Annotated in this window: 15 protein-coding genes; 10 read left to right on the forward strand and 5 right to left on the reverse strand. The window is 70.9% G+C overall.

What is annotated here, in order from left to right; translation table 11 throughout:
* Positions 1–133 precede the first annotated feature (133 nt).
* The 9 genes from NE234_RS19170 to NE234_RS19210 all read left to right on the forward strand — a co-directional run bounded on the left by NE234_RS19170 (position 134) and on the right by NE234_RS19210 (position 9,843).
* Positions 134–352, forward strand: a complete 219-nt coding sequence (locus NE234_RS19170; RefSeq protein WP_252781796.1) for a nitroreductase family protein — start codon at positions 134–136, stop codon at positions 350–352.
* Positions 353–393: 41 nt separating this feature from the next.
* Entirely contained in the window at positions 394–1,005 is a 612-nt protein-coding gene (locus NE234_RS19175; RefSeq protein WP_252781798.1) for a TetR/AcrR family transcriptional regulator, read from the forward strand.
* A gap of 106 nt (positions 1,006–1,111) precedes the next feature.
* A complete protein-coding gene (gene fdh / locus NE234_RS19180; protein ID WP_252781800.1) occupies positions 1,112–4,339 on the forward strand; it encodes a formate dehydrogenase in 3,228 nt (1,075 codons plus the stop codon).
* A gap of 1 nt (position 4,340) precedes the next feature.
* Positions 4,341–5,204 carry a 4Fe-4S dicluster domain-containing protein gene (locus NE234_RS19185; RefSeq protein WP_252781802.1) on the forward strand — a complete coding sequence of 288 codons (864 nt, stop codon included), beginning with the start codon at positions 4,341–4,343 and terminating at the stop codon, positions 5,202–5,204.
* Positions 5,201–6,319, forward strand: coding sequence for an NrfD/PsrC family molybdoenzyme membrane anchor subunit (gene nrfD, locus NE234_RS19190; RefSeq protein ID WP_252781804.1), 1,119 nt, complete (start codon positions 5,201–5,203; stop codon positions 6,317–6,319). The genes NE234_RS19185 and nrfD overlap by 4 nt, the downstream gene beginning before the upstream one ends.
* A 314-nt stretch (positions 6,320–6,633) precedes the next feature.
* Positions 6,634–7,110, forward strand: coding sequence for a hypothetical protein (locus NE234_RS19195; protein WP_252781806.1), 477 nt, complete (start codon positions 6,634–6,636; stop codon positions 7,108–7,110).
* Positions 7,107–7,682, forward strand: coding sequence for a YkgJ family cysteine cluster protein (locus NE234_RS19200; protein ID WP_252781808.1), 576 nt, complete (start codon positions 7,107–7,109; stop codon positions 7,680–7,682). Before NE234_RS19195 ends, NE234_RS19200 begins: the two co-directional genes overlap by 4 nt.
* 187 nt (positions 7,683–7,869) lie before the next feature.
* A complete protein-coding gene (locus NE234_RS19205) occupies positions 7,870–8,247 on the forward strand; it encodes a VOC family protein (protein WP_252781809.1) in 378 nt (125 codons plus the stop codon).
* A 183-nt stretch (positions 8,248–8,430) separates the two neighbouring features.
* A complete protein-coding gene (locus NE234_RS19210) occupies positions 8,431–9,843 on the forward strand; it encodes a multicopper oxidase family protein (protein WP_252781810.1) in 1,413 nt (470 codons plus the stop codon).
* 112 nt (positions 9,844–9,955) lie between these two features.
* Here the strand turns inward: NE234_RS19210 and NE234_RS19215 are convergent, their stop codons facing one another.
* Together NE234_RS19215 and NE234_RS19220 are read right to left on the reverse strand one after the other, a co-directional pair.
* Positions 9,956–11,329: an aldehyde dehydrogenase family protein gene (locus tag NE234_RS19215; protein WP_252781812.1), complete on the reverse strand. Its 1,374-nt coding sequence runs from the start codon at positions 11,327–11,329 to the stop codon at positions 9,956–9,958.
* On the reverse strand, positions 11,329–12,420 hold the full coding sequence (locus NE234_RS19220) for an acyl-CoA synthetase family protein (RefSeq protein WP_252781813.1): 1,092 nt from the start codon (positions 12,418–12,420) through the stop codon (positions 11,329–11,331). The genes NE234_RS19215 and NE234_RS19220 overlap by 1 nt, the downstream gene beginning before the upstream one ends.
* A 137-nt stretch (positions 12,421–12,557) precedes the next feature.
* On the opposite strand from NE234_RS19220, the gene NE234_RS19225 reads away from it, so the two are divergent.
* Complete coding sequence (locus tag NE234_RS19225) at positions 12,558–13,196, forward strand: TetR/AcrR family transcriptional regulator (RefSeq protein WP_252781815.1); 639 nt, start codon at positions 12,558–12,560, stop codon at positions 13,194–13,196.
* Between the two features lie 100 nt (positions 13,197–13,296).
* On the opposite strand, the gene NE234_RS19230 is transcribed toward NE234_RS19225, so the two are convergent.
* From NE234_RS19230 to NE234_RS19240, 3 genes are all read right to left on the reverse strand, one after another.
* Positions 13,297–14,901, reverse strand: coding sequence for an L-lactate permease (locus tag NE234_RS19230; protein WP_252781817.1), 1,605 nt, complete (start codon positions 14,899–14,901; stop codon positions 13,297–13,299).
* Positions 14,902–14,950: 49 nt separating this feature from the next.
* On the reverse strand, positions 14,951–16,051 hold the full coding sequence (locus NE234_RS19235; protein WP_252781819.1) for a zinc-dependent alcohol dehydrogenase: 1,101 nt from the start codon (positions 16,049–16,051) through the stop codon (positions 14,951–14,953).
* Between the two features lie 65 nt (positions 16,052–16,116).
* Positions 16,117–18,876: a lectin gene (locus NE234_RS19240; protein ID WP_252781821.1), complete on the reverse strand. Its 2,760-nt coding sequence runs from the start codon at positions 18,874–18,876 to the stop codon at positions 16,117–16,119.
* Positions 18,877–19,029 lie beyond the last annotated feature (153 nt).

Raw genomic sequence — 19,029 nt, forward strand, 5'->3', positions numbered from 1 at the left:
CTGGTGGAACGCCGACGGGCTTCCGCCTCGCTGGTGTATGTACACGTCACCGTTTACATCGAGGGAGTGTGCTGCTACGGTCTCCTCCGTGTATACGGATCCGTTTACATGTGGCGTCGTTGAGGAGTGCTCCATGAGCAGTCCGGCCCCCACTGGGCTGAGCGGCTACGGGGAAAAGCTGATACGCAGCCGTCGCGCGACCCGCGCCTTCCGTCCGGAGGCCGTGCCTGAGGCCACGATGCGCGCGATCTTCTCGCTCGCAGGCGCCGCGCCATCCAACTCCAGCGCGCCGGTGAACCGGGTGACGACCAAGCGAGCCCCGCTCGAGTCGACCACGACCTTCCACGCATGACCAGGCGCCTGGTGATGTAAACGGTAGCGTATACTTGGTTCATGAGTACAACGCCGACGGTGCCTCAACGGCGGGGACGCGGAGGTCGGGAGCGTATTCTCGCCGCTGCCGCCCAGCTGTTCGCGGCCCAGGGGATCAACGCCACCGGCATGGAACAGGTCGCCGAGAAGGCGCCGGTGTCAAAGCGGACGCTCTACGCGCACTTCAAGACCAAGAACGACCTGGTCATCGCCCACTTGCAGGGCCTCGTGCTGACGGGTGCCACTCTGGAGAGCGTGCTGGACCGCGAGGACCTCTCCCCTCGGGAGCGGGTTCTCATGCTCTTCGACCAGATCGCAACGGACGCAGGGCCGGTTCGTGGTTGTCCGTTCATCGATGCCGCCGCGGAGTTTCCGGATCCGGAGAGCGCGGTCCACTCCTACGCCCGCGAACAGAAACTGCGAATGGTGCGGCTGATCGCCGCCCTGGTGAGGAAACTGGGCTGCCGCGAACCCGACGCACTCGCCGAGCAACTGGCCACTCTCGCGGACGGCGCGGCCAGCCGCGCCATGGTGCTGGACGAGGCGGACTACGGCCGGCACGCACGGGCGGCTGCGCAGGTCCTCCTCGATCATGCTCTGCCGAACACCGACGGACGAGACAAGGGTCAGTGAGGCTTTTCGTGGGTGTCTCCTTTATGCGGTAATCATCCGTTCTGGGGGAGGCTTCCGTCCGGTAAAGCGACGTATCAACGGGACAGATCGCGGGCAGGCGGCTCACATGACCCTGCGCGAGCTGGTCGCGTCATGGCCGGTCCTCCGTCAGCTGAAGGGCGGCGACCCGCGGGGCGACGCGGCGAAGAGCCGGCGCACCGCCCGGCTGCGGCCCCGGATCCGGGACGCGGACAAGGTGGTCAACTCCGTCTGCCCGTACTGCGCGGTCGGCTGCGCGCAGAAGGTCTACGTCAAAGACGAGCAGGTCATCCAGATCGAGGGCGACCCGAAGTCGCCGATCTCCCGCGGCCGGCTCTGCCCCAAGGGGTCGGCCAGCCTGCAGCTCACCACCGGCTCCTCACGCATGCACGAGGTCCTGTACCGGAGGCCGTACGGGACCGAGTGGGAGCGGCTCCCGCTCGACCGGGCCATGGACATGATCGCCGATCGGATGATCGCCGCTCGCCGGGACGGCTGGATATGGGAGTACGAGGGCCGGAACGTCCGGCACACGCTCGGCATCGCGAGCCTGGGCGGAGCGACGCTGGACAACGAGGAGAACTACCTCCTCAAGAAGCTCTGGACCGCCCTCGGCGCGATCCAGATCGAGAACCAGGCCCGTATTTGACACTCCGCGACCGTCCCCGGTCTGGGGACCAGCTTCGGGCGCGGCGGCGCGACGACGTTCCAGCGGGACTTCCGGAACGCCGACTGCATCCTCATCCAGGGCTCGAACATGGCCGAGTGCCACCCGGTCGGGTTCCAGTGGGTGATGGAGGCCAAGGCGCGCGGCGCCGTCGTGATCCACGTCGACCCGAGGTTCACCCGGACCAGCGCGCTGTCCGACCTGCACGTGCCCATCCGCGCCGGCACGGACATCGCCTTCCTCGGCGGCCTGATCCACCACGTCCTGGAGAACGAGAAGTACTTCCGCGAATACGTGCTCGCCTACACCAACGCGGCGACGATCGTCCGGGAGGAGTTCCAGGACACCGAGGACCTCGACGGCCTGTTCTCGGGCTACGACGAGGAGCACCGGGTGTACGACCCTCGGAGCTGGCAGTACGCGGGCAGCGAGATGCGCGCGCCGTCCGGCGAGATCGACGAGGAAATGCTGCTGATGACCGAGACGGCGCGCGTCGAGGCCCACGGCTCCGGCGGCCCGGAGGTCTCCGGGGAGATCTACACCGACGAGACGCTGCAGCATCCCCGGTGCGTGTTCCAGATCCTCAAACGGCACTTCGCGCGCTACACGCCGGAGGTCGTCGAGCAGATCTGCGGCGTCCCACGGGACCTCTTCGACCGGGTCTGCGAGCACCTCACCGCCAACTCCGGCCCCGACCGTACGACCGCGATCGCGTACGCGGTCGGCTGGACGCAGCACACGACCGGCGTGCAGAACATCCGCGCCGCCTCGATCCTGCAGACGCTGCTCGGCAACATCGGACGCCCCGGAGGCGGCATCCTCGCCCTGCGCGGGCACGCCAACATCCAGGGCTCCACCGACATCCCCGCGCTGTTCGACCTGCTGCCCGCCTACATCCCCATGCCGCACCTGGGCCAGAACGAAGGACTCGCGGCCTACCTGGAGGACGAGGCGGCGAGCAAGGGCTACTGGGGCAAGATGTCCGCCTACATGGTCAGCCTGCTGAAGGCCTGGTGGGGCGAGCACGCGACCGCCGACAACGACTTCTGCTTCGACTACCTGCCCCGGCTGACCGGCAACCACAGCACGTACCACACCGTGCTGCGGCAGATGGAGGGCGTCTGCAAGGGCTACCTGCTGATGGGCGAGAACCCGGCGGCCGGCTCCTCCAACTCCCGGTACGAGCGCATGGGCATGGCGAACCTCGACTGGCTGGTGGTCCGTGACTTCTCGCTGATCGAGAGCGCGACCTGGTGGAAGGACGGCCCGGAGATCGAGACGGGCGAGATGCGCACCGAGGACCTCCGCACCGAGGTCTTCTTCCTGCCCGCCGCGGCGCACACCGAGAAGTCGGGCAGCTTCACCAACACCGATCGCCTGCTGCAGTGGCGGGACCAGGCCGTCGAACCCGCCGGCGAGGCCCGCAGCGACCTGTGGTTCGTCTACCACCTCGGCCGGCTGATCCGGGAGAGGCTGGCGGACTCCGACGACCCGATGGACCTGCCGATCAAGCATGTGACCTGGGACTACCCGACCGAGGGCGCCCAGGACGAGCCGTCCGCCGAGGCGGTGCTGGCCGAGATCAACGGCTTCGGTCCCGGCGGACGGCACCTGAGCTCCTACGACGAGCTCGCGGACGACGGCTCGACCTCCTGCGGCTGCTGGATCTACTGTGGCGTCTACGCCGACGGCGTCAACCAGGCCGCGCGCCGCAAGCCCGGCTGGGAACAGGACCACGTGGCGCTGGAATGGGGCTGGGCCTGGCCCGCGAACCGGCGGATCCTCTACAACCGCGCGTCCGCCGACCCCGGCGGGCGCCCCTGGAGCGACCGCAAGGCGTACGTGCGGTGGGACCCGGAGCGCGGGCGATGGACGGGACCGGACACCCCTGACTTCCCGCCGACCCTGCCCCCGGACCACCGGCCGCCGCCGGACGCCACGGGCCCGGACGCGCTGTCGGGCACCGACGCCTTCATCATGCAGGCGGACGGCAGGGCGTGGCTGTACGCGCCCGCCGGCATCGTCGACGGCCCGCTGCCCGCGCACTACGAACCCCAGGAGTCGCCCTCGGAGAATCCGCTTTACCACTACGGGCGCAACCCGGCCCGTGAGCTCATCGAGCATCCGGTCAACCGGTACCAGCCCAGCGATGGCAAGCCGGGATCGGAGCTCTTCCCCTACGTCACGACCACCTACCGCCTCACCGAGCACCACACCGTCGGCGGGATGTCCCGCTGGGTGCCGTACCTGTCCGAGCTGCAGCCGGAGTTCTTCTGCGAGGTCTCCCCGGAACTCGCGGCCGAGCGCGGCCTGACCCACCTCGGCTGGGCCACCATCGTCTCGGCGCGCGCCGTCATCGAGGCCCGGGTGCTGGTCACCGAGCGGATGACCCCGCTGATCGTGGAGGGCAGGCGGCTGCACCAGATCGGCCTGCCGTACCACTGGGGCGGGAACGGCTACAGCCGCGGCGACTCGGCCAACGAGCTGGCCCACCTCTCCCTCGACCCGAACACCCACATCCAGGAGGTCAAGGCGATGGCCTGCGACATCCGCCCCGGACGGCGGCCGCGCGGACCGGCCGCGCTGGAGCTCGTCGAGGACTACCGGCGGCGGGCGGGCATCACCGAGCGGACCGGCATGGAGATCTGACATGGCAGAGCGCATGGGCTTCTTCACCGACACCTCCGTGTGCATCGGCTGCAAGGCGTGCGAGGTGGCCTGCAAGGAGTGGAACGCCATCCCGGAGGACGGCCTGAACTTCACCGGGATGTCGTACGACAACACCGAGAAGCTCGACGCCGACAGCTGGCGGCACGTGGCCTTCATCGAGCAGCGCAAGCCGCTCGCCCGGCAGGAGCCGGGCGTGGACCACCAGGGCCCGGTCCCCCCGCTCGGCACGCCGCCGGACCTGGCCCCGATGAACCCCATGACACCGGGGGAGGGCGGCGACCTGCGCTGGCTGATGTCCAGTGACGTCTGCAAGCACTGCACGCACGCCGCCTGCCTGGACGTCTGCCCCACCGGCGCGCTCTTCCGTACGGAGTTCGGCACGGTCGTCGTCCAGTCCGACGTCTGCAACGGCTGCGGCTACTGCATCCCGGCCTGCCCGTTCGGCGTGCTCGGCCAGCGGAAGGACGACGGGCGGGCCTGGAAGTGCACGCTGTGCTACGACCGGATCGGCGACGGCCTGGAACCCGCGTGCGCCAAGGCCTGCCCGACCGACTCGATCCAGTACGGGCCCCTGGACGAGCTGCGGGCACGCGCCGCGGCCCGGGTCGCCACGCTGAACGACGCGGGCGTCGACGACGCGCACCTCTACCTCGCGGACACCGACGACGGGATCGGGGGAGCGGGCGCGTTCTTCCTCCTCCTCGACGACCCCGAGGTGTACGGCCTGCCCCCCGACCCGATCGCCACGACCCGCGACCTGCCGGCCATGTGGCGGCACGCCGCGCTCGCCGCCGCGGGCCTCCTCGGCGCCGGCCTGCTGGCCGTCGCGGGGCGGCCGCGATGAGCGAGGAGGCACGGGGGCCCGGCGAGGAAGAGGACGCCGTGCGGGAGGAAGGAAGGGCCGGGCGGGACGCGATCAGCGAGGAGGTGCGCGCACGCCGTGCGCTGAGCCCCGAGGACCACGCGCGGGACGCGCTCACCGGCACCGCCGGCCCCCGCCGGCGCCGCCGCCGCGAACGGCCGGTGGTGCCCGAGCCGGAGTTCACGTCCTACTACGGCAGGCCGGTGGTCAAGCCGCCCGTCTGGAAGGCGCTCGACATCGCCGGATACCTGTTCCTCGGCGGACTGGCCGGCGCGTCCTCGGTCCTGTCCGCCGGCGCCGAGCTGACCGGACGGCCTCGCCTGGCCCGCGGCACCCGGATCGGCGCCGCCGGCGCGATCGCGGTGAGCCTGGCCGCCCTCGTCCACGACCTCGGCCGCCCCGCGCGCTTCGTCAACATGCTGCGGGTGCTGAAGTGGACCTCGCCGATGAGCGTCGGCTCCTGGATCCTCAGCGCGTACGCCCCGGCCGCCGGAGCCGCCGCCTTCTCCGCCGTGACCGGCCGCCTCCCGCGGATCGGCACGGCCGGCGCGATGGCCGGCGCGGTCGCCGGACCGGCCGTCGCCGCCTACACCGGCGTCCTCCTGGCCGACACCGCGGTCCCCGGGTGGCATGAGGGCCACCGCGAACTGCCCTACCTCTTCGTGTCCTCGGCCGCCGCTGCGGGCGGCGGCCTTGGCCTGCTGGTCGCGCCACTGGAGGAGGCCACGCCCGCCCGCCGCATGGGCGTGGCGGGCGGCACCGCCGAACTCCTGGTGGCCCACTTCATGCGCAGGCGGATGGGCATCGTCGCCGAGGCGTACGAGACCGGCCGCGCCGGCGTGCTGATCCGTACGGCCGAGGCCCTGACGGGCGCGGGCGCCCTCGCCGCCGTCCTCGGACGGCGCAACCGGTGGCTGTCGGCCGCCGCGGGCGGGTCACTCCTCGCCGGCTCGGCCCTGACCCGTTTCGGCGTCTTCGAGGCCGGAATGATCTCCTCGAAGGACCCGAAGTACACGGTCGTCCCCCAGCGCGCCCGCCTCGACGCCCGCGACGACGTGAACGCCGTCCGGCCGGACGGCACCGTCCAGCAGCGCTGACCCTCGGCTCACCACCCTGTCTGCGACAGCGGCCATCGGCACGCTCACGCGGCAGAGGCGTGCCATCGCCGGGTCACGACGGCGACGAAGTCGGCCCGGGCGAGCGCGCTGGATTGAACCGCCAAGCGTTCCGCTCCGTATGCCGGAGAAGGACTGGTCTGTGTCGCGGTAGCGGAGGGGATGAAGCAGTGCTGTCGGATGAATCGCCGGGCGTGCGAGCCCAATGGCAGTCTTGCCGGGCGAAGACCCGCTGTGCGCGTGGTGCCCGGCACGTCACCGGGGCGGACATCGCCCGGATCTCCCGTACGCTCGCCGTGGAACCGTGGCATTTCACGCAGACCGCGCCCGCCGTGGCCGGCGACCCCACCGGGATCGTCCTTGACAAGGGTCGGCGCCGGGTCTTCCTCAAGCTCGCCAACGCCATGGACGGGTGCGTCTTCTCGGTCCGTACTCCCAGCGGCGCGACCTGCTGTGGCCTGGGAGATGTCGCTCCGATCTCATGCCGGATCTTCCCGGCCGCCACGAAGGACGGCGCTCCGGAGATACGTCCCGAGCCCGGATGTGACTGCCGGGAGTGGAAGCTGGAGGATCTGGACCAGGAGGCGCTGACCGAAGCCCTGCGCACCTGGTCGGCCGATCGCGACCATTGGTTCGAGGTCGTGGCGCGGTGGAACGCGCTGGCCGCCGAGTCCAATGAGGAACTGGGCATCGAGGATTTCCAGCGCTACCTGCTCGAGGCGCAGTACGCCCGTGAGGCCGGTGCCGGGTGGCCCGAGGAGGTGACGGCATGAACGGCAGCGGCGCCAATGTCGCCGGCTGTGCCGGTTGCGGCGGCAAATGCTGCCGCTCGTACGCCGTCGGAGTCACCGTCAGGGACGTCCGGGCGCTCGCCGAAGGAACCGCCATGCATCCCAGCGACTTCATCAGGCTTCGGGACACCAAGGGGGAGGGCTTCCGCCTTCGACCGGGCGGGCCCGCGAAGGAGATCTGTCTGCAACGCAGATCGGAGACCGGTGCCTGCGTGTTCCTCATGGAGATCGCCTCCGGCATCGCCCGGTGCGGTGTCTACGCCCACCGCCCGCTGGTGTGCAGCACCTTTCCCCTGAGCCTTCGACGCGGCGTGGTGACGACCCGCGAGGACACGGTCTGCGGTCCCGGCTCCTGGAACGTCGCCACGATGGACCTTCCCGCCTACCGGCGCGACCTCACCCGCGACCGATCAGCCTGGGCCGAACATCGACAGGTCATGCGGTCCTGGAACACGGTCGTCGATGCCCGCGGCTGGGAGGCGACACCCCAAGACCTTTACGAATACCTGCTGAACTGCCCGCTCGAAGCGGCGGCGCAAGGTCACAAAGACTGAACGCCACGGCCGCGCGTAGTCCCCTTTCGATGACGACATCGGTCTCAACGCGGTCAGAGGCGTTCCTGTGCGCGGATGGGCTTTCGCCGACCGTCGGACGGGGCCGCCCTGGGCACCGAGAACCGGTGGGGGAGCGAGGCGCGGAAAACCGCTCGACAGCACCGCTGAGGTATTGCATGGTCGCCGGATGACGTTGAGGATTCAGTGCCTGGTCATCGATTGCCACGACCTGGAGGTCGTGGCCGGATTCTGGGAGGCGGCGCTGGGCTGGCGACGCACCCACCACACCGCCGAGCAGATCGTCCTGGAGCCACCGGAGGGCAGCGCCGAGGACGGCGTCGCCCCGGACCTGCTGTTCGTGCGGGTACCCGACCCCACGCCGGGCAAGAACCGGCTCCACCTGGACCTGCGCCCCGAGGACCAGGAACGCGAGGTGCAGCGCCTGATCACCCTGGGCGCCCGGCGCGCGTCGGTCGGCCAACCCTCCGACGCGTCCTGGATCGTCATGGCCGATCCCGAGGACAACGAGTTCTGCGTCCTACGCCCACTTCAGGACAACCGGTGATCAGCCCTCCTCAGGCGGATATCGGCCGCCCAAGCTCCCGATAGCGGGTGCCGCCGTCCTGGCGGGCGACCGCCTCCCCGCCGGCTGAACGTCCGACGATCGTGGTCACCGGCTCTCCAGCGGCTCTTGAGGCGCCGACGGCACAGTGCTCTCCGTTCACAGCCACGGGGAGAAGGTGCCGGAATGCTCGATCGGAGACAGACCCTGAGGATCGGTGCGCTGGGTGGCGCGGCACTGCTCCTCCCGGGCGGTGCGCGCGGTGCGGTCGCGCGGGCGGCGGACACGCCGCCGTTCTCACTGCCGCTCGTCGTCCCGCCGGTCAAGCGCCCGGTGCGCCGGACGGCCACGACGGACTACTACGAGATGACCATGCGGGAGGCGACCGCCCAGATCCTGCCCGGCGTGCAGACCCCGGTGATGACGTACGACGGGTGTTTCCCCGGCCCGACGATCCGCGCCCGACCCGGCCGACGCGTCGTGGTGCGGCAGCGGAACGCCCTGGGAACGGAGGCCGTGGTGCACCTGCACGGGGCGTACGTGCCGGCCGACAGCGACGGGCACCCGAAGGACCCGATCGCGCCGGGCGCCTTCCGCGACTACGTCTACCCGAACCTCCAGCCCGCCGCGACGCTCTGGTACCACGACCACACGCACCACATGGAGGCCGAGATGGTCTTCCGCGGGCTGGCCGGCTGCTACCTGCTGGACGAGCCGCGGTGGACCGGCCCGCCGGCGGGCCGTTACGACCTGCCGCTCATGCTGCGCGACGCGCAGTTCGACGACCAGGGCGGCCTGGTGTTCACGATGGGCGACGCCCGGAAGCGCACCGTGCTCCTGGTCAACGGGCGCCGGCAGCCCTATCACCCGGTGGCCGCCCGCAAGTACCGGCTGCGGCTGATCAACGGCGCGAACACGCGCTACTTCACGCTCGGCCTCAGCGACGGCCGTCCGATGTGGCTGATCGCCTCCGACGGCGGCCTGCTGCCGGCGCCCGTGCGCGCCACCGGCGTCACCCTCTCACCGGGGGAGCGGGTCGACGCCGTCGTCGACTTCGCCGACCTCGCGCCGGGCTCACAGCTCACGCTGCGGAACACCGATCCGAACATCGGCCAGCCGTCGGACCTCATGCGCTTCGACGTCGTCCGCCGGGCGTACGACCCCAGCCGCGTCCCGCCGAGGCTCGGCGGTTCCCGGCCCGACCTCGGCCCGGCGACGGTCCACCGCGACATCGTCCTGGGGGTGAACCCCACCACCGGCATGTCCGAGATCAACGGCAGGTCCTTCGACATGGACCGGGTCGATCAGCAGATCAAGCTCGGCCAGACCGAGGAATGGCGCGTCGTCAACAGCGACGTCAACCCGCCGATCCGGCACAACCTCCACGTGCACGGAACGCACTTCCAGGTCATCGACCGCAACGGCGTACCGGTGTCCGGCCACGAGGCCGGCTGGAAGGACACGGTGGCGATCCCGAACGGCGGCGACGTGCGGATCAGGGTGCGCTACGAGCGCTACACCGGCCTGTACCTCTACCACTGCCACCTGCTCGACCACTCGTCGATGGGCATGATGGCCCAGTCCGAGGTCACCCCCTGAGCGGAGCCTCCGCGGCCTCAGCGCCGAGGATCCTCGTCGTCATGGCGACGGAAACCCTCGGCACAAGGCCGCCGGTCGGCGCCGCCGACCGGCGCCGACGATGCTCACGTGGTCAGTCGCGGATGACGGCCTTGGTGCGCATCAGGAACTCGCCGAGGTAGGCGTCGTGGGGGACGCCCGGCGTCATCCAGTAGGTCGGGTGGTCGCCGATGTAGAGGTTCTTGATCGTCGGGTCGGCGAGCAGGTCGTCGAGGAGCTTCTCGTCCTTGGTGACCGCGGTCAGCACGAGCGTGTCGTGGAACACCGCGGGACCGGCCTCCCGGGTCCAGGGGGCCACCCACACGCACGGGAACGCCAGCTCGACATTGGCCTGCTCGGCGAACGGGTCGTCGAGCTCGTGGACGGCCGGCCGGAGCACGGCGCTGCCGTCGGGGAGCTCGTCGACCACGCCGTCGCCGCCGAGGTGGGCCCTCGTGCCCGCGGCCTTGGCCAGCAGGTAGCCGTCGATCTTCCTGGCGGCCGGCATCGAGTACGCGGTGAGCACCGCCTTCTCGTCCTCCGGCGGCAGGCTCGGGATGGCCGAGAGCCGGGCGGCGATCGCCTCGGCGAGCGGGGCCGGGTCGCCCTCGACGAACACGGCGGTGGTGTTCACGCACGCCGTCCCGCCCTCATGGCTGATCGAATCGACGATCATGTCGATGTGGTCGCGCCAGTCGGAGTCGGCGGTGACCAGGATCTTCGACCGGCCGGGCCCGTTCGGCAGGACGGTCGTGTCCGCGGCGTACTTGTCGATCACGTCCTGGCCGCCGTACACCATGCTCAGGTCGGCCTGGCGCAGGATCTCGTCGGCCTCGGCGTAGTCGGTGGGCAGCAGGACGATCTGGTCGTCGCCGAACCCGGACGCGCGGAGCGCCGAGATCAGGCGGTACGGGGTGAGCGGCTCGCGCCGTGAGGGCCGTACGGCCACCCGGAAGCCGAGCGCGAGGGCCTCCAGCCACAGGCTGTGCACGCCGGGGTGGTTGCCGGCCGCGTGCACCGCGAAGACGTCCCCGCGGCGGATCCACACCGCCGTGCCCTCCCGGGCCTTCGGGTCGCGCCAGTCGTTCACCGCGCCGACGGGCCGGGCCTTCTGGGCGCTGTCGTACGAGCTCGCGGCGCTGCGGGCAATGGCCCGGACCGCCCGCTGGACGATCGGCAGCGGGGTGCCGGACATCCGGCTCACCGTGTACTGGTAGTCGGCCGCGGACATGCCGTCGACGACGCCGGTGGCGAACAGCTCACCGGCCGCGCGCATGGCGGTCAGGCGCTGCTCCGTGGGAAGGGTCTCGGCCTTGTGCAGCGCGGACATGGCGCGGGTGACGTACAGCCTCGGGACGAGGCTGAGCTCGACCAGCGGGTTCCCGGCCACGTCGGGGACGGTCAGCCGGTTGCGCGCCCGGTAGGAGCCGTTCGGTCCCAGTGCGTCGATGAAGATCGGGTCGGTCATCAGTACACCCCTTCGATGACGGTCTCGTCGTCGAAGCGGGCGACGGGAGTCACGTCGGCCACCGAGTCCCCGGCCAGGCCGGCCGGCGGTTCGACCCGGGTGGCGAGGTCTCGTTCCAGGTTGTTGGGCAGCAGCATGTTCTTGGTGACGTGGTTCATCACGACCTGGCCGCGCTCGCCGTGGTCGACGGTACGGCCGGTGTCGGGGTCGATGACGCGGAAGGTGATCCACGGAGCGGGCGGGTCGAAGATGCACGCGTCGTCGTCCGTGAGGTCGAGGCGTTCGTTCGAGCCGCCGAGGATCATCGTGCTCCCGTACGTGCCGCGGAGCTTCACGCCCGGGAAGACCTCGGTGCGGTACAGGTAGCGGGTGTCGGCGTCCATGTGCGCGCCGCCCCAGACGATGCCCTTGACCTTCTCGTCGATCAGCTCGACCAGGTCGTCGTGCCGCGAGATCCGCTCCAGCAGCGGCGGCGTGGTGATGATGACGCCGACGTCCTGGGTCCGCAGCACGAATCCGGCCTGCTCGACGAGGTGCTCGGCGTACGCCTCGGCCTCCTCGGCCTTGCCGGCGGCGACGAGCTGCTTCACCCAGCGCGGGTCCATGTCGACCGTGAACCTGATGCCGCCACGGTCGGTGGCGTGCTGCTCGGACATCTTGCCGGCCATGTGCGGCCCGCTCGGCATGACGACGAGCCAGTTGACGTTCCTGGGGAACCCGGCGGCGTCCATCCCGGCGTTCATCCACGCCATGATCCGCTGCCACCAGTCCCGCAGGATGATCACGCGTTTCGGGGCGCCGGTGGTGCCGCCGCTCTCGTACACGCCGACGACGTCCGCGTCCGCGCCGTATCCCCTGGGGATGAGGTCTTCCACGCGTACGTCGCGCAGCTCGTTGACGATGTTCGGGAACAGGGACAGGTCCTCGACGCTCTTGACGTCCTTGCGCGGGTCGAAGTCCAGGGTCTTCGCCCGGTCGAGCCAGTACGCCGAGCCCGTCTCGGGGTTGAAGTGCCACTCCATCGCGGCACGGACGAACTCGTCGGGGTCCGGCCGAGCGTCGAGTGGAAGATCAAGAATTTTTTCGCTCACTTTGGCACACCCTCCTTGGCCGCGACGGGCGGCCAGGCGGTTCGTGGGTTGTCTCGCTTCCTCTTCCAGAGTATTTTTTATTACGGTACTGTCAAGTAAAGATATGATCATTCCCGCAGGTCAGGAGGCGTTTGATCGTGACGGAGGCTCCGAGGAAGCAGCGGGGGCGCCCTCGTGACCCGCTGATCGAGGAGGCGATCCTGCGCGCGGCCCGCCGCCGGCTCGCCGTCGACGGCTACTCCCGGATGACCGTCGGCGCGATCGCCGCCGACGCCGGCGTCACCCGGCCCACGGTCTACCGGCGCTGGGAGAACAAGCACGACCTGGTCGTCGACGCCCTCGACCACGCCTTCCGCGCGCTGCAGGAGGCCGCCCCGCCCGTCGACCTGGAGCGGCTCACGGCGCGCGAGGCGGTCACCGAGGCCGTACGACGGCTCGACGTCCGTGAGCCCGACCGGACGGGGATCATGCTCGTCGGCCACGTCATGGCCGAGGCCGAGCACAACCCCGAGCTCCTGGAGATGGTGCGGACCCACGCCGTGCTGCCCCGGCGGCGCCTGCTGCTCGACACCCTCCGGACCCTCCAGGAGCGCGGCGACCTCCGTACGGACGTGGACCTGGAGGCGGTCGCCGACATGTGCATCGGCAGCTACTACGCCGCGTTCATCCGCGGTGGAGAGGACGGGGAGCTCCCGACGCGGGTCGTCGACACCCTCTGGCCCGCGATCGCGGCGGAGCCCGGGGAGCCCGCCAACCGGGACCGCGCCGCCTCCTGAGCCCGCCCCACCGGGACCGCGCCGCCTCCTGGGCCCGGGCGACCGGGATCGCGCCGCCTCCTGGGCCAGGCCGACTGGGATCGCGCCGCCTCCCGGCCGTTCACCCCAGGACCATCCAGGACAGCGGGCCCGCCGCCATCAGGGCGACCAGGACGGTGAACCCGGCGAGACAGGCGACGCTCCACGGGAAGGTGCGCCGGAACAAGACGCCCTCCCGGCCCGCCATCCCCGCGACGGCCGCGGCCATGGCCAGGTTCTGCGGACTGACCAGCTTGCCCAGGACGCCCGCCTCGCTGTTGGTCGCCGCGAGCAGGACCGGGCCGACCCCGATCCGGCCGGCCGCCGCCACCTGGACCGCGCCGAAGAGCGCGTTCGCCGAGGTGTCGGAGCCGGTCGCCGCGACTCCGAGCCAGCCGAGCACGGGGGACAGCAGGACGAACGCGCCGCCGGCGCCGGCCAGCCACGTGCCGATGGTCGCGGCCTGCCCCGAGTAGTTCATCAGGTAGGCCAGTGCCATCACCAGGACGACGGTGGTCGCGGCACGCCGGATCCGCGCGGCCGCCCGGCCGTACTCGCGGAGCGCGGTGCGTGCCGGCAGCCGCAGGATCACCGTCGAGATCAGTCCGGTCAGCAGCAGGATCGTTCCGGTCGCGGCCGGCCAGTCGAACGCGAATGCCGCCAGGCCCAGCGGCCTGCCGTGAACGTCGGCCACCCGCACGCCGGGCCAGGAGAACCGCACCCCGAGGCGGGTGGCCGCGCGGGACACCGGCGTGTCGAGCGAGACGAGCGCGAGGAGCACGACCAGCAGCAGATAGGGAGTGAACGCGCGCAGCCCGGCGGCCGGCGAGCGGCCCGGAGATTCCGGGTCTTCCGGCGCGAGGGCCGGTGCGGTGGCGGGCGACCACAGCCGCAGGAGGACCACGGCCGCTCCCGTGGCCGCCAGGGCGCCCACCAGGTCCGACAACGGGTAGGCGAGGTGGTTGGAGGTCACGAACTGCCCGGCCGCGAAGCCGAGCCCGGTCACCACGGCGATCGGCCACAGCTCGCGCAGCCCGCGCCGCCCGTCCAGGACGACCACGATGATCACGGGCAGGAAGGCCGCCACGATCGCGGACTGGCGGCCGACCATCCGGCCCAGTTCCACCGCCGGCAGGTTCGTCGCCTTGGCCAGGGCCGTGATCGGGTTCCCCATCGACCCGAAGGCGGTCCCGCCGGCGTCGGCGAACATGGCCACCGTCGCCGCGCGGACGGGGCCGTGACCCAGCCCGATGAGGATCGCGGTGACCACCGCCACCGGCGCGCCGAAACCCGCCAGGGCCTCCAGCAGCGCGCCGAAGCAGAACGCGAGCACCAGCGCCTGGACCCGGCGGTCCGGCGACAGGGCGGCGAAGGTCTGCCGGATGACCGCCAGGAGGCCCGACGCGTCGATCAGCCGGTTCAGCCACACCGCGTTCAACATGATCCACACGATCGGGAAGAGGCCGAACGCCGCGCCCTGGGCCGCGCCGCTCAGCGCGGGCGTCACCGGCATCCGATAGGCGAACGCGGCGATCGTCAACGCCGTGAGCAGGCCGCAGGCCGCCGCCACGTCGGACCGTACGCGGAAGACGCCCAACAGCGTGAGCAGCAGGCCAAGGGGGATCGCCGCCACCGCGGCGGACAGCGCCAGGGAGCCACCGATCGGATCAAGGATCTGTCGGTACATCGGCCGCCCCCACACCGGTGCTGATTCCCCGGTCGGGCCGCCGCCGAGCTCACGGAACGATGACGATCTTCAATGGATCACCGTCGCGCTCCCGCAGGACCCGGAACGCCTCGGCGATGTCCTCCAGCGGGAAACGGTGGGTGACCAGCTCTCCGGCCCGGAGCATCCCCGCGGCCGCCAGCGCGACGGCGCGTCGTACGTTGTCGCCTCCCTCTCCGCGCGCGGTGTACATGGTGATGTCCTTGCGGACGATCGCGCTGAGGTCCAGCCGCACCGGCTCCGGGTAGTACGCCAGGAACAGGATCTTGCCGCCGCGCCTGGTGACCCGGCCGCACTGCTCGGGCACGTCGGGGCTCCCGGAGGCCTCGATCGCGAGATCGACGCCCAGGCCGTCGGTCAGGTCGAGCACCGTCCCGACCGGATCGACCTCGCGGGCGTTCAGCGCGTGGTCCGCCCCCAGCTCACGGCCGAGCCGCAGCCGGGACTCCCGCGTACCGACGAGGATGACCCGCGTCGCGCCGAGGCGCTTGCACACCTGGGCGGTCATCAGGCCGACCGGACCGGGCCCGAAGACCGCGACGTCCTGCCCGGCGATGTAGGCGCCCGCGGTGTCCAGCCCGTACAGACCGGTGCCGGCCGTGGTGATGAGCACGGCGTCCTCGTCCGTGACCCGGGCCGGCAACCGGTACAGCGCGCTCACGTGGTGGACCGCGTACTGCGCGAAGCCGCCGTTCGACGTCATCCCGGTCGCCCGGTGCCCCTTGGCGGGGTCGCCGTAGTTGAGGCATGCGGTGTACCGGCCGGTCAGGCAGTTGCCGCACCGCCCGCATCCGTGGTGCGCCTCGATGCACACCCGATCGCCGGGCGCGACCTCGTCGACGGTCGAGCCGGTGGCCACCACGGTGCCGGTCCACTCGTGGCCCGGGATGTGCTCACCGTACGGCGGCGTCTGCGGGAAGTGGCCGTCGAGGATCTTCAGGTCGGTGCCGCAGGTGCCGCACATGGCCACCCGGACGAGGACCTCCCCCGCACGCGGCTCCGGCACCGGCCGGTCGACGACGCGCAGGTCGCCCGGCCCGAACAGGACCGCCGCCCGCATCGCGGCCGGAACACACGGATCGGGTGGCCCGGGCGGACGGATCGTGACCACGTGTCCACACTAAGCGGTGGAACCGGCGGGCGTGCGGGGCCGGGCCCCGCACGCCGCTCGGTGCGTCAGCCCGGCAGCGTCCACTGCTGGGCGGCGGTCTTGTTGCAGGTGTAGATCTGCAACTGGGTGCCGTCCGTGGTGGTGCTGTTCGGGTCGTCGAGGCACTTCCCGGACTCCGGGTTGACCAGTGCCTTGTTCGCGGTGTCGTAGGTCCACTGCTGCGCGCCGGTGGAGTTGCAGTCGTAGAGCTGGACCTTCGTGCCGTCGGCCGTACCGCTGTTGTTGACGTCCATGCACTTGCCGAAGGCCGTCAGGGTGCCGTCCCCCTGGACGGTCCACTTCTGCGCGTTGGTGTTGTTGCAGGTGTAGAGCTGGACGTGCGCGCCGTTCGCGCCCGAGCTGTTCGCCACGTCGACGCACTTACCGGCGATCCCGGAGGTGATCGGGCCGGTCCGGGTCGTCGTGCCGCCGCTGCCCGCGTACGACGGGGGAGCCGACGAGGCCGCGGTCGCCCAGGACGTGTTCGCCGTCGTGCCGAGCGTGAGGGCGAGCGTGCCGCCGGCCGTCACCGCCGAGGCGGGCAGGTAGGCGTTGTTCCAGTCGCCGCCGTTCCAGGTCGCGCTCTGCACGTACGGCGCGTCGGTCGCGGCCTGTGGCGCGTTGACGGTCAGCTTGTTCCCGGTGCTGAGGGTGATCACGACCTGGGTGAACAGGGGGCTGCCCAGGGCCAGGTCGGAGGTGCCCGGCGTATCGGGGAACATCCCCATCGCCGACCAGACGTACCACGCGCTCATCGTGCCGAGGTCGTCGTTGCCGACGCCCCAGCCGGTGGGGGAGTCCGGCCACAGCTTGTTCTGCACGTTCCGGATGACCTCCTGGGTGCGCCACGGCCGGCCCACGTAGTCGTACTCCCAGGGCAGCTCGATGCTCGGCTCGTTGCCGAGGTCGGCGTGGTCGCCGCCGCTGCCGTCGTACGCCGCGAGCACGTGGTCGAGGTAGCTCACCATCCCGGCGTTGCCGCCCTTCGCGTCCGCCAGGCCGCGGACGTTGAACGGCACCATCCCGGTGTACTGCCAGGACGTGCCCTCGACCATCTCGGTGCCGCTCGTCGGCGAGAAGCCGCCCGCCCAGGACCCGCTGGACGTACGCGGCTGCATGAAGCCGCTGGAGGTGTTCAGCAGGTTCTTCCAGTTCTGGGCGCGGTCGACGAACTTCTTCTGGTTCGCCGTGTCACCGAGCGCGCCGGCGAACGTCCCGACCGCGAAGTCGGCCGTGTCGTACTCCAGGGTCGTCGAGACGGACCCGTAGTAGTTGCAGCAGCCGTACGACCCGTCGCTGGGCAGGTAGCCGATGCTGGACAGGTAGTTCAGCCCGGGCCGGTCGTTGTTCGTGACCGTCGCCTGGTGGATCATCGCGTTCTTCGCGGCGGCCGTGTCGAAGTCCCGGCCGCCGAACGCGTAGATGTCGGCGATGATCGGGGCCGCCGGGTCGCCGACCATGACGTAGGACTCGCCGTTGGCCTGCGCCCACTTCGGCAGCCGGCCGCCCTGCGCGTAGTCGTTGACCGCGGACTGCGCCACGTCACTCGCCTGCGCGGGGGCGATCATGCCGATGAGCTGGGCCTGGCTGCGATAGATGTCCCAGCCCGAGTAGTTGGCGTACTGCGCGTGCCCGGACGCGGCGGTGTGCACGGCGTTGTCGAAGCCCATGTACTGGCCGTTCGCGTCGCTGAACACGTTGGGGTGCAGCAGCGCGTGGTACAGCGACGTGTAGAAGACGTGCTGCTGCGCGGTGGTGCCGCCGGCCGTCTGGATCTTGCCGAGCATGCTGTTCCAGGCGTTGTGGGCGGCCGTACGGGTGGCGTCGAAGCCGAAGTTCGGCACCTCGGCGTCCCGGTTCGCCGTCGCGTTCGCGTCGGAGGTGAACGAGATGCCGATCCGCGCGGTCACCACCTGGTTCGTGGTCGTGTCGAAGGTGAGGTATCCGCCGTTCGGGGCGGCCAGCGGCGCCGCCGTGCTCGCCGCCGTGCCGTGCAGGCGAGGGTGGTCGGGCCGGTCCGCCGCGTGCGGCGAGACGGTGGTGCCGGTCGTCCGCGCGGTCGACTTCTGGGCCAGCCGCCGCGCCCCGGCCTGCACGCCGGACGCGAGCCAGGTCCCGGTGCTGAACGGGTGGTCGAACGCCACGGAGAAGTGCAGCGTGTAGGTGTTGGCGGCGTCGCAGAAGCGGCCACTGGTCACCGAGCCGACGACCTCGGTGTTCCCGACGGTCTGCCAGGTCGTCGCTGAGACCGGGTTCTGGCTGCCGGTCAGTTTGAACAGCAGGTTCGCCTGCGTGGTGGACGGGAAGGTGAAGCGGCCGATGCCGCCGCGCGTGGTGGTGGTCAGCTCGGTCTTGACGCCGTTGCCGAGCGTCACGCCGTAGTACCCGGGGGACGCCGACTCGTTCGCGTGCGAGTACGGCGAACTGGCCGATCCGGGGCTGCTCACCGCGCCGGTCGTCGGCATGATCGGCACGTCGCCGTATGCGCCGCAGCCCGGTCCGGCCATGTGGGTCAGGCTGAACCCGGTGATCGTGGAGCTGTTGTAGGAGTAACCGCCGCCCAGCGCGCGGCTGGACGTGTCGGGACTCCACTGCAGCATCCCGAACGGGACGTCGGCGCCGGGGAAGTCGTTGCCGCCGTTGGTCGTGCCGAGGAGCGGGTTGACCAGGGAGGCGGGGTCGGAGACGAGCGCGGCGGCGCTCGCCGAGGCGGGGGCGGGGAGGAAGAGCGCGCCCAGCAGGAGGAGCGCGGGCGTGAGAGCACGCAGGGGGCGGGGGAGTGCCATCCTTGATTGCCCTTTCGCGGAGGGGGATAGGGCGATGACAACGTTGTCGCCTGGTTGTACGCCCCGCTTTAGCGGCAGTCAATACGTTTGTCATGAGTCGGCCACCCGTGCCTGCGGGGGAACCTCTGCCGCCGAGCCCCCTATACTCCGTGC

Source organism: Actinoallomurus rhizosphaericola, from assembly GCF_024055675.1.
Lineage (GTDB): Bacteria > Actinomycetota > Actinomycetes > Streptosporangiales > Streptosporangiaceae > Actinoallomurus > Actinoallomurus soli.

Bases quoted from the DNA above. Each gene is read 5' to 3' on its own strand.
- NE234_RS19205 (WP_252781809.1), top strand. From the start codon at position 7,870: ATGACGTTGAGGATTCAGTGCCTGGTCATCGATTGCCACGACCTGGAG.
- NE234_RS19170 (WP_252781796.1), top strand. From the start codon at position 134: ATGAGCAGTCCGGCCCCCACTGGGCTGAGCGGCTACGGGGAAAAGCTG.
- NE234_RS19215 (WP_252781812.1), bottom strand. From the start codon at position 11,329: ATGACCGACCCGATCTTCATCGACGCACTGGGACCGAACGGCTCCTAC.
- NE234_RS19210 (WP_252781810.1), top strand. From the start codon at position 8,431: ATGCTCGATCGGAGACAGACCCTGAGGATCGGTGCGCTGGGTGGCGCG.
- NE234_RS19185 (WP_252781802.1), top strand. From the start codon at position 4,341: ATGGCAGAGCGCATGGGCTTCTTCACCGACACCTCCGTGTGCATCGGC.
- nrfD (WP_252781804.1), top strand. From the start codon at position 5,201: ATGAGCGAGGAGGCACGGGGGCCCGGCGAGGAAGAGGACGCCGTGCGG.
- NE234_RS19175 (WP_252781798.1), top strand. From the start codon at position 394: ATGAGTACAACGCCGACGGTGCCTCAACGGCGGGGACGCGGAGGTCGG.
- NE234_RS19240 (WP_252781821.1), bottom strand. From the start codon at position 18,876: ATGGCACTCCCCCGCCCCCTGCGTGCTCTCACGCCCGCGCTCCTCCTG.
- NE234_RS19200 (WP_252781808.1), top strand. From the start codon at position 7,107: ATGAACGGCAGCGGCGCCAATGTCGCCGGCTGTGCCGGTTGCGGCGGC.
- NE234_RS19230 (WP_252781817.1), bottom strand. From the start codon at position 14,901: ATGTACCGACAGATCCTTGATCCGATCGGTGGCTCCCTGGCGCTGTCC.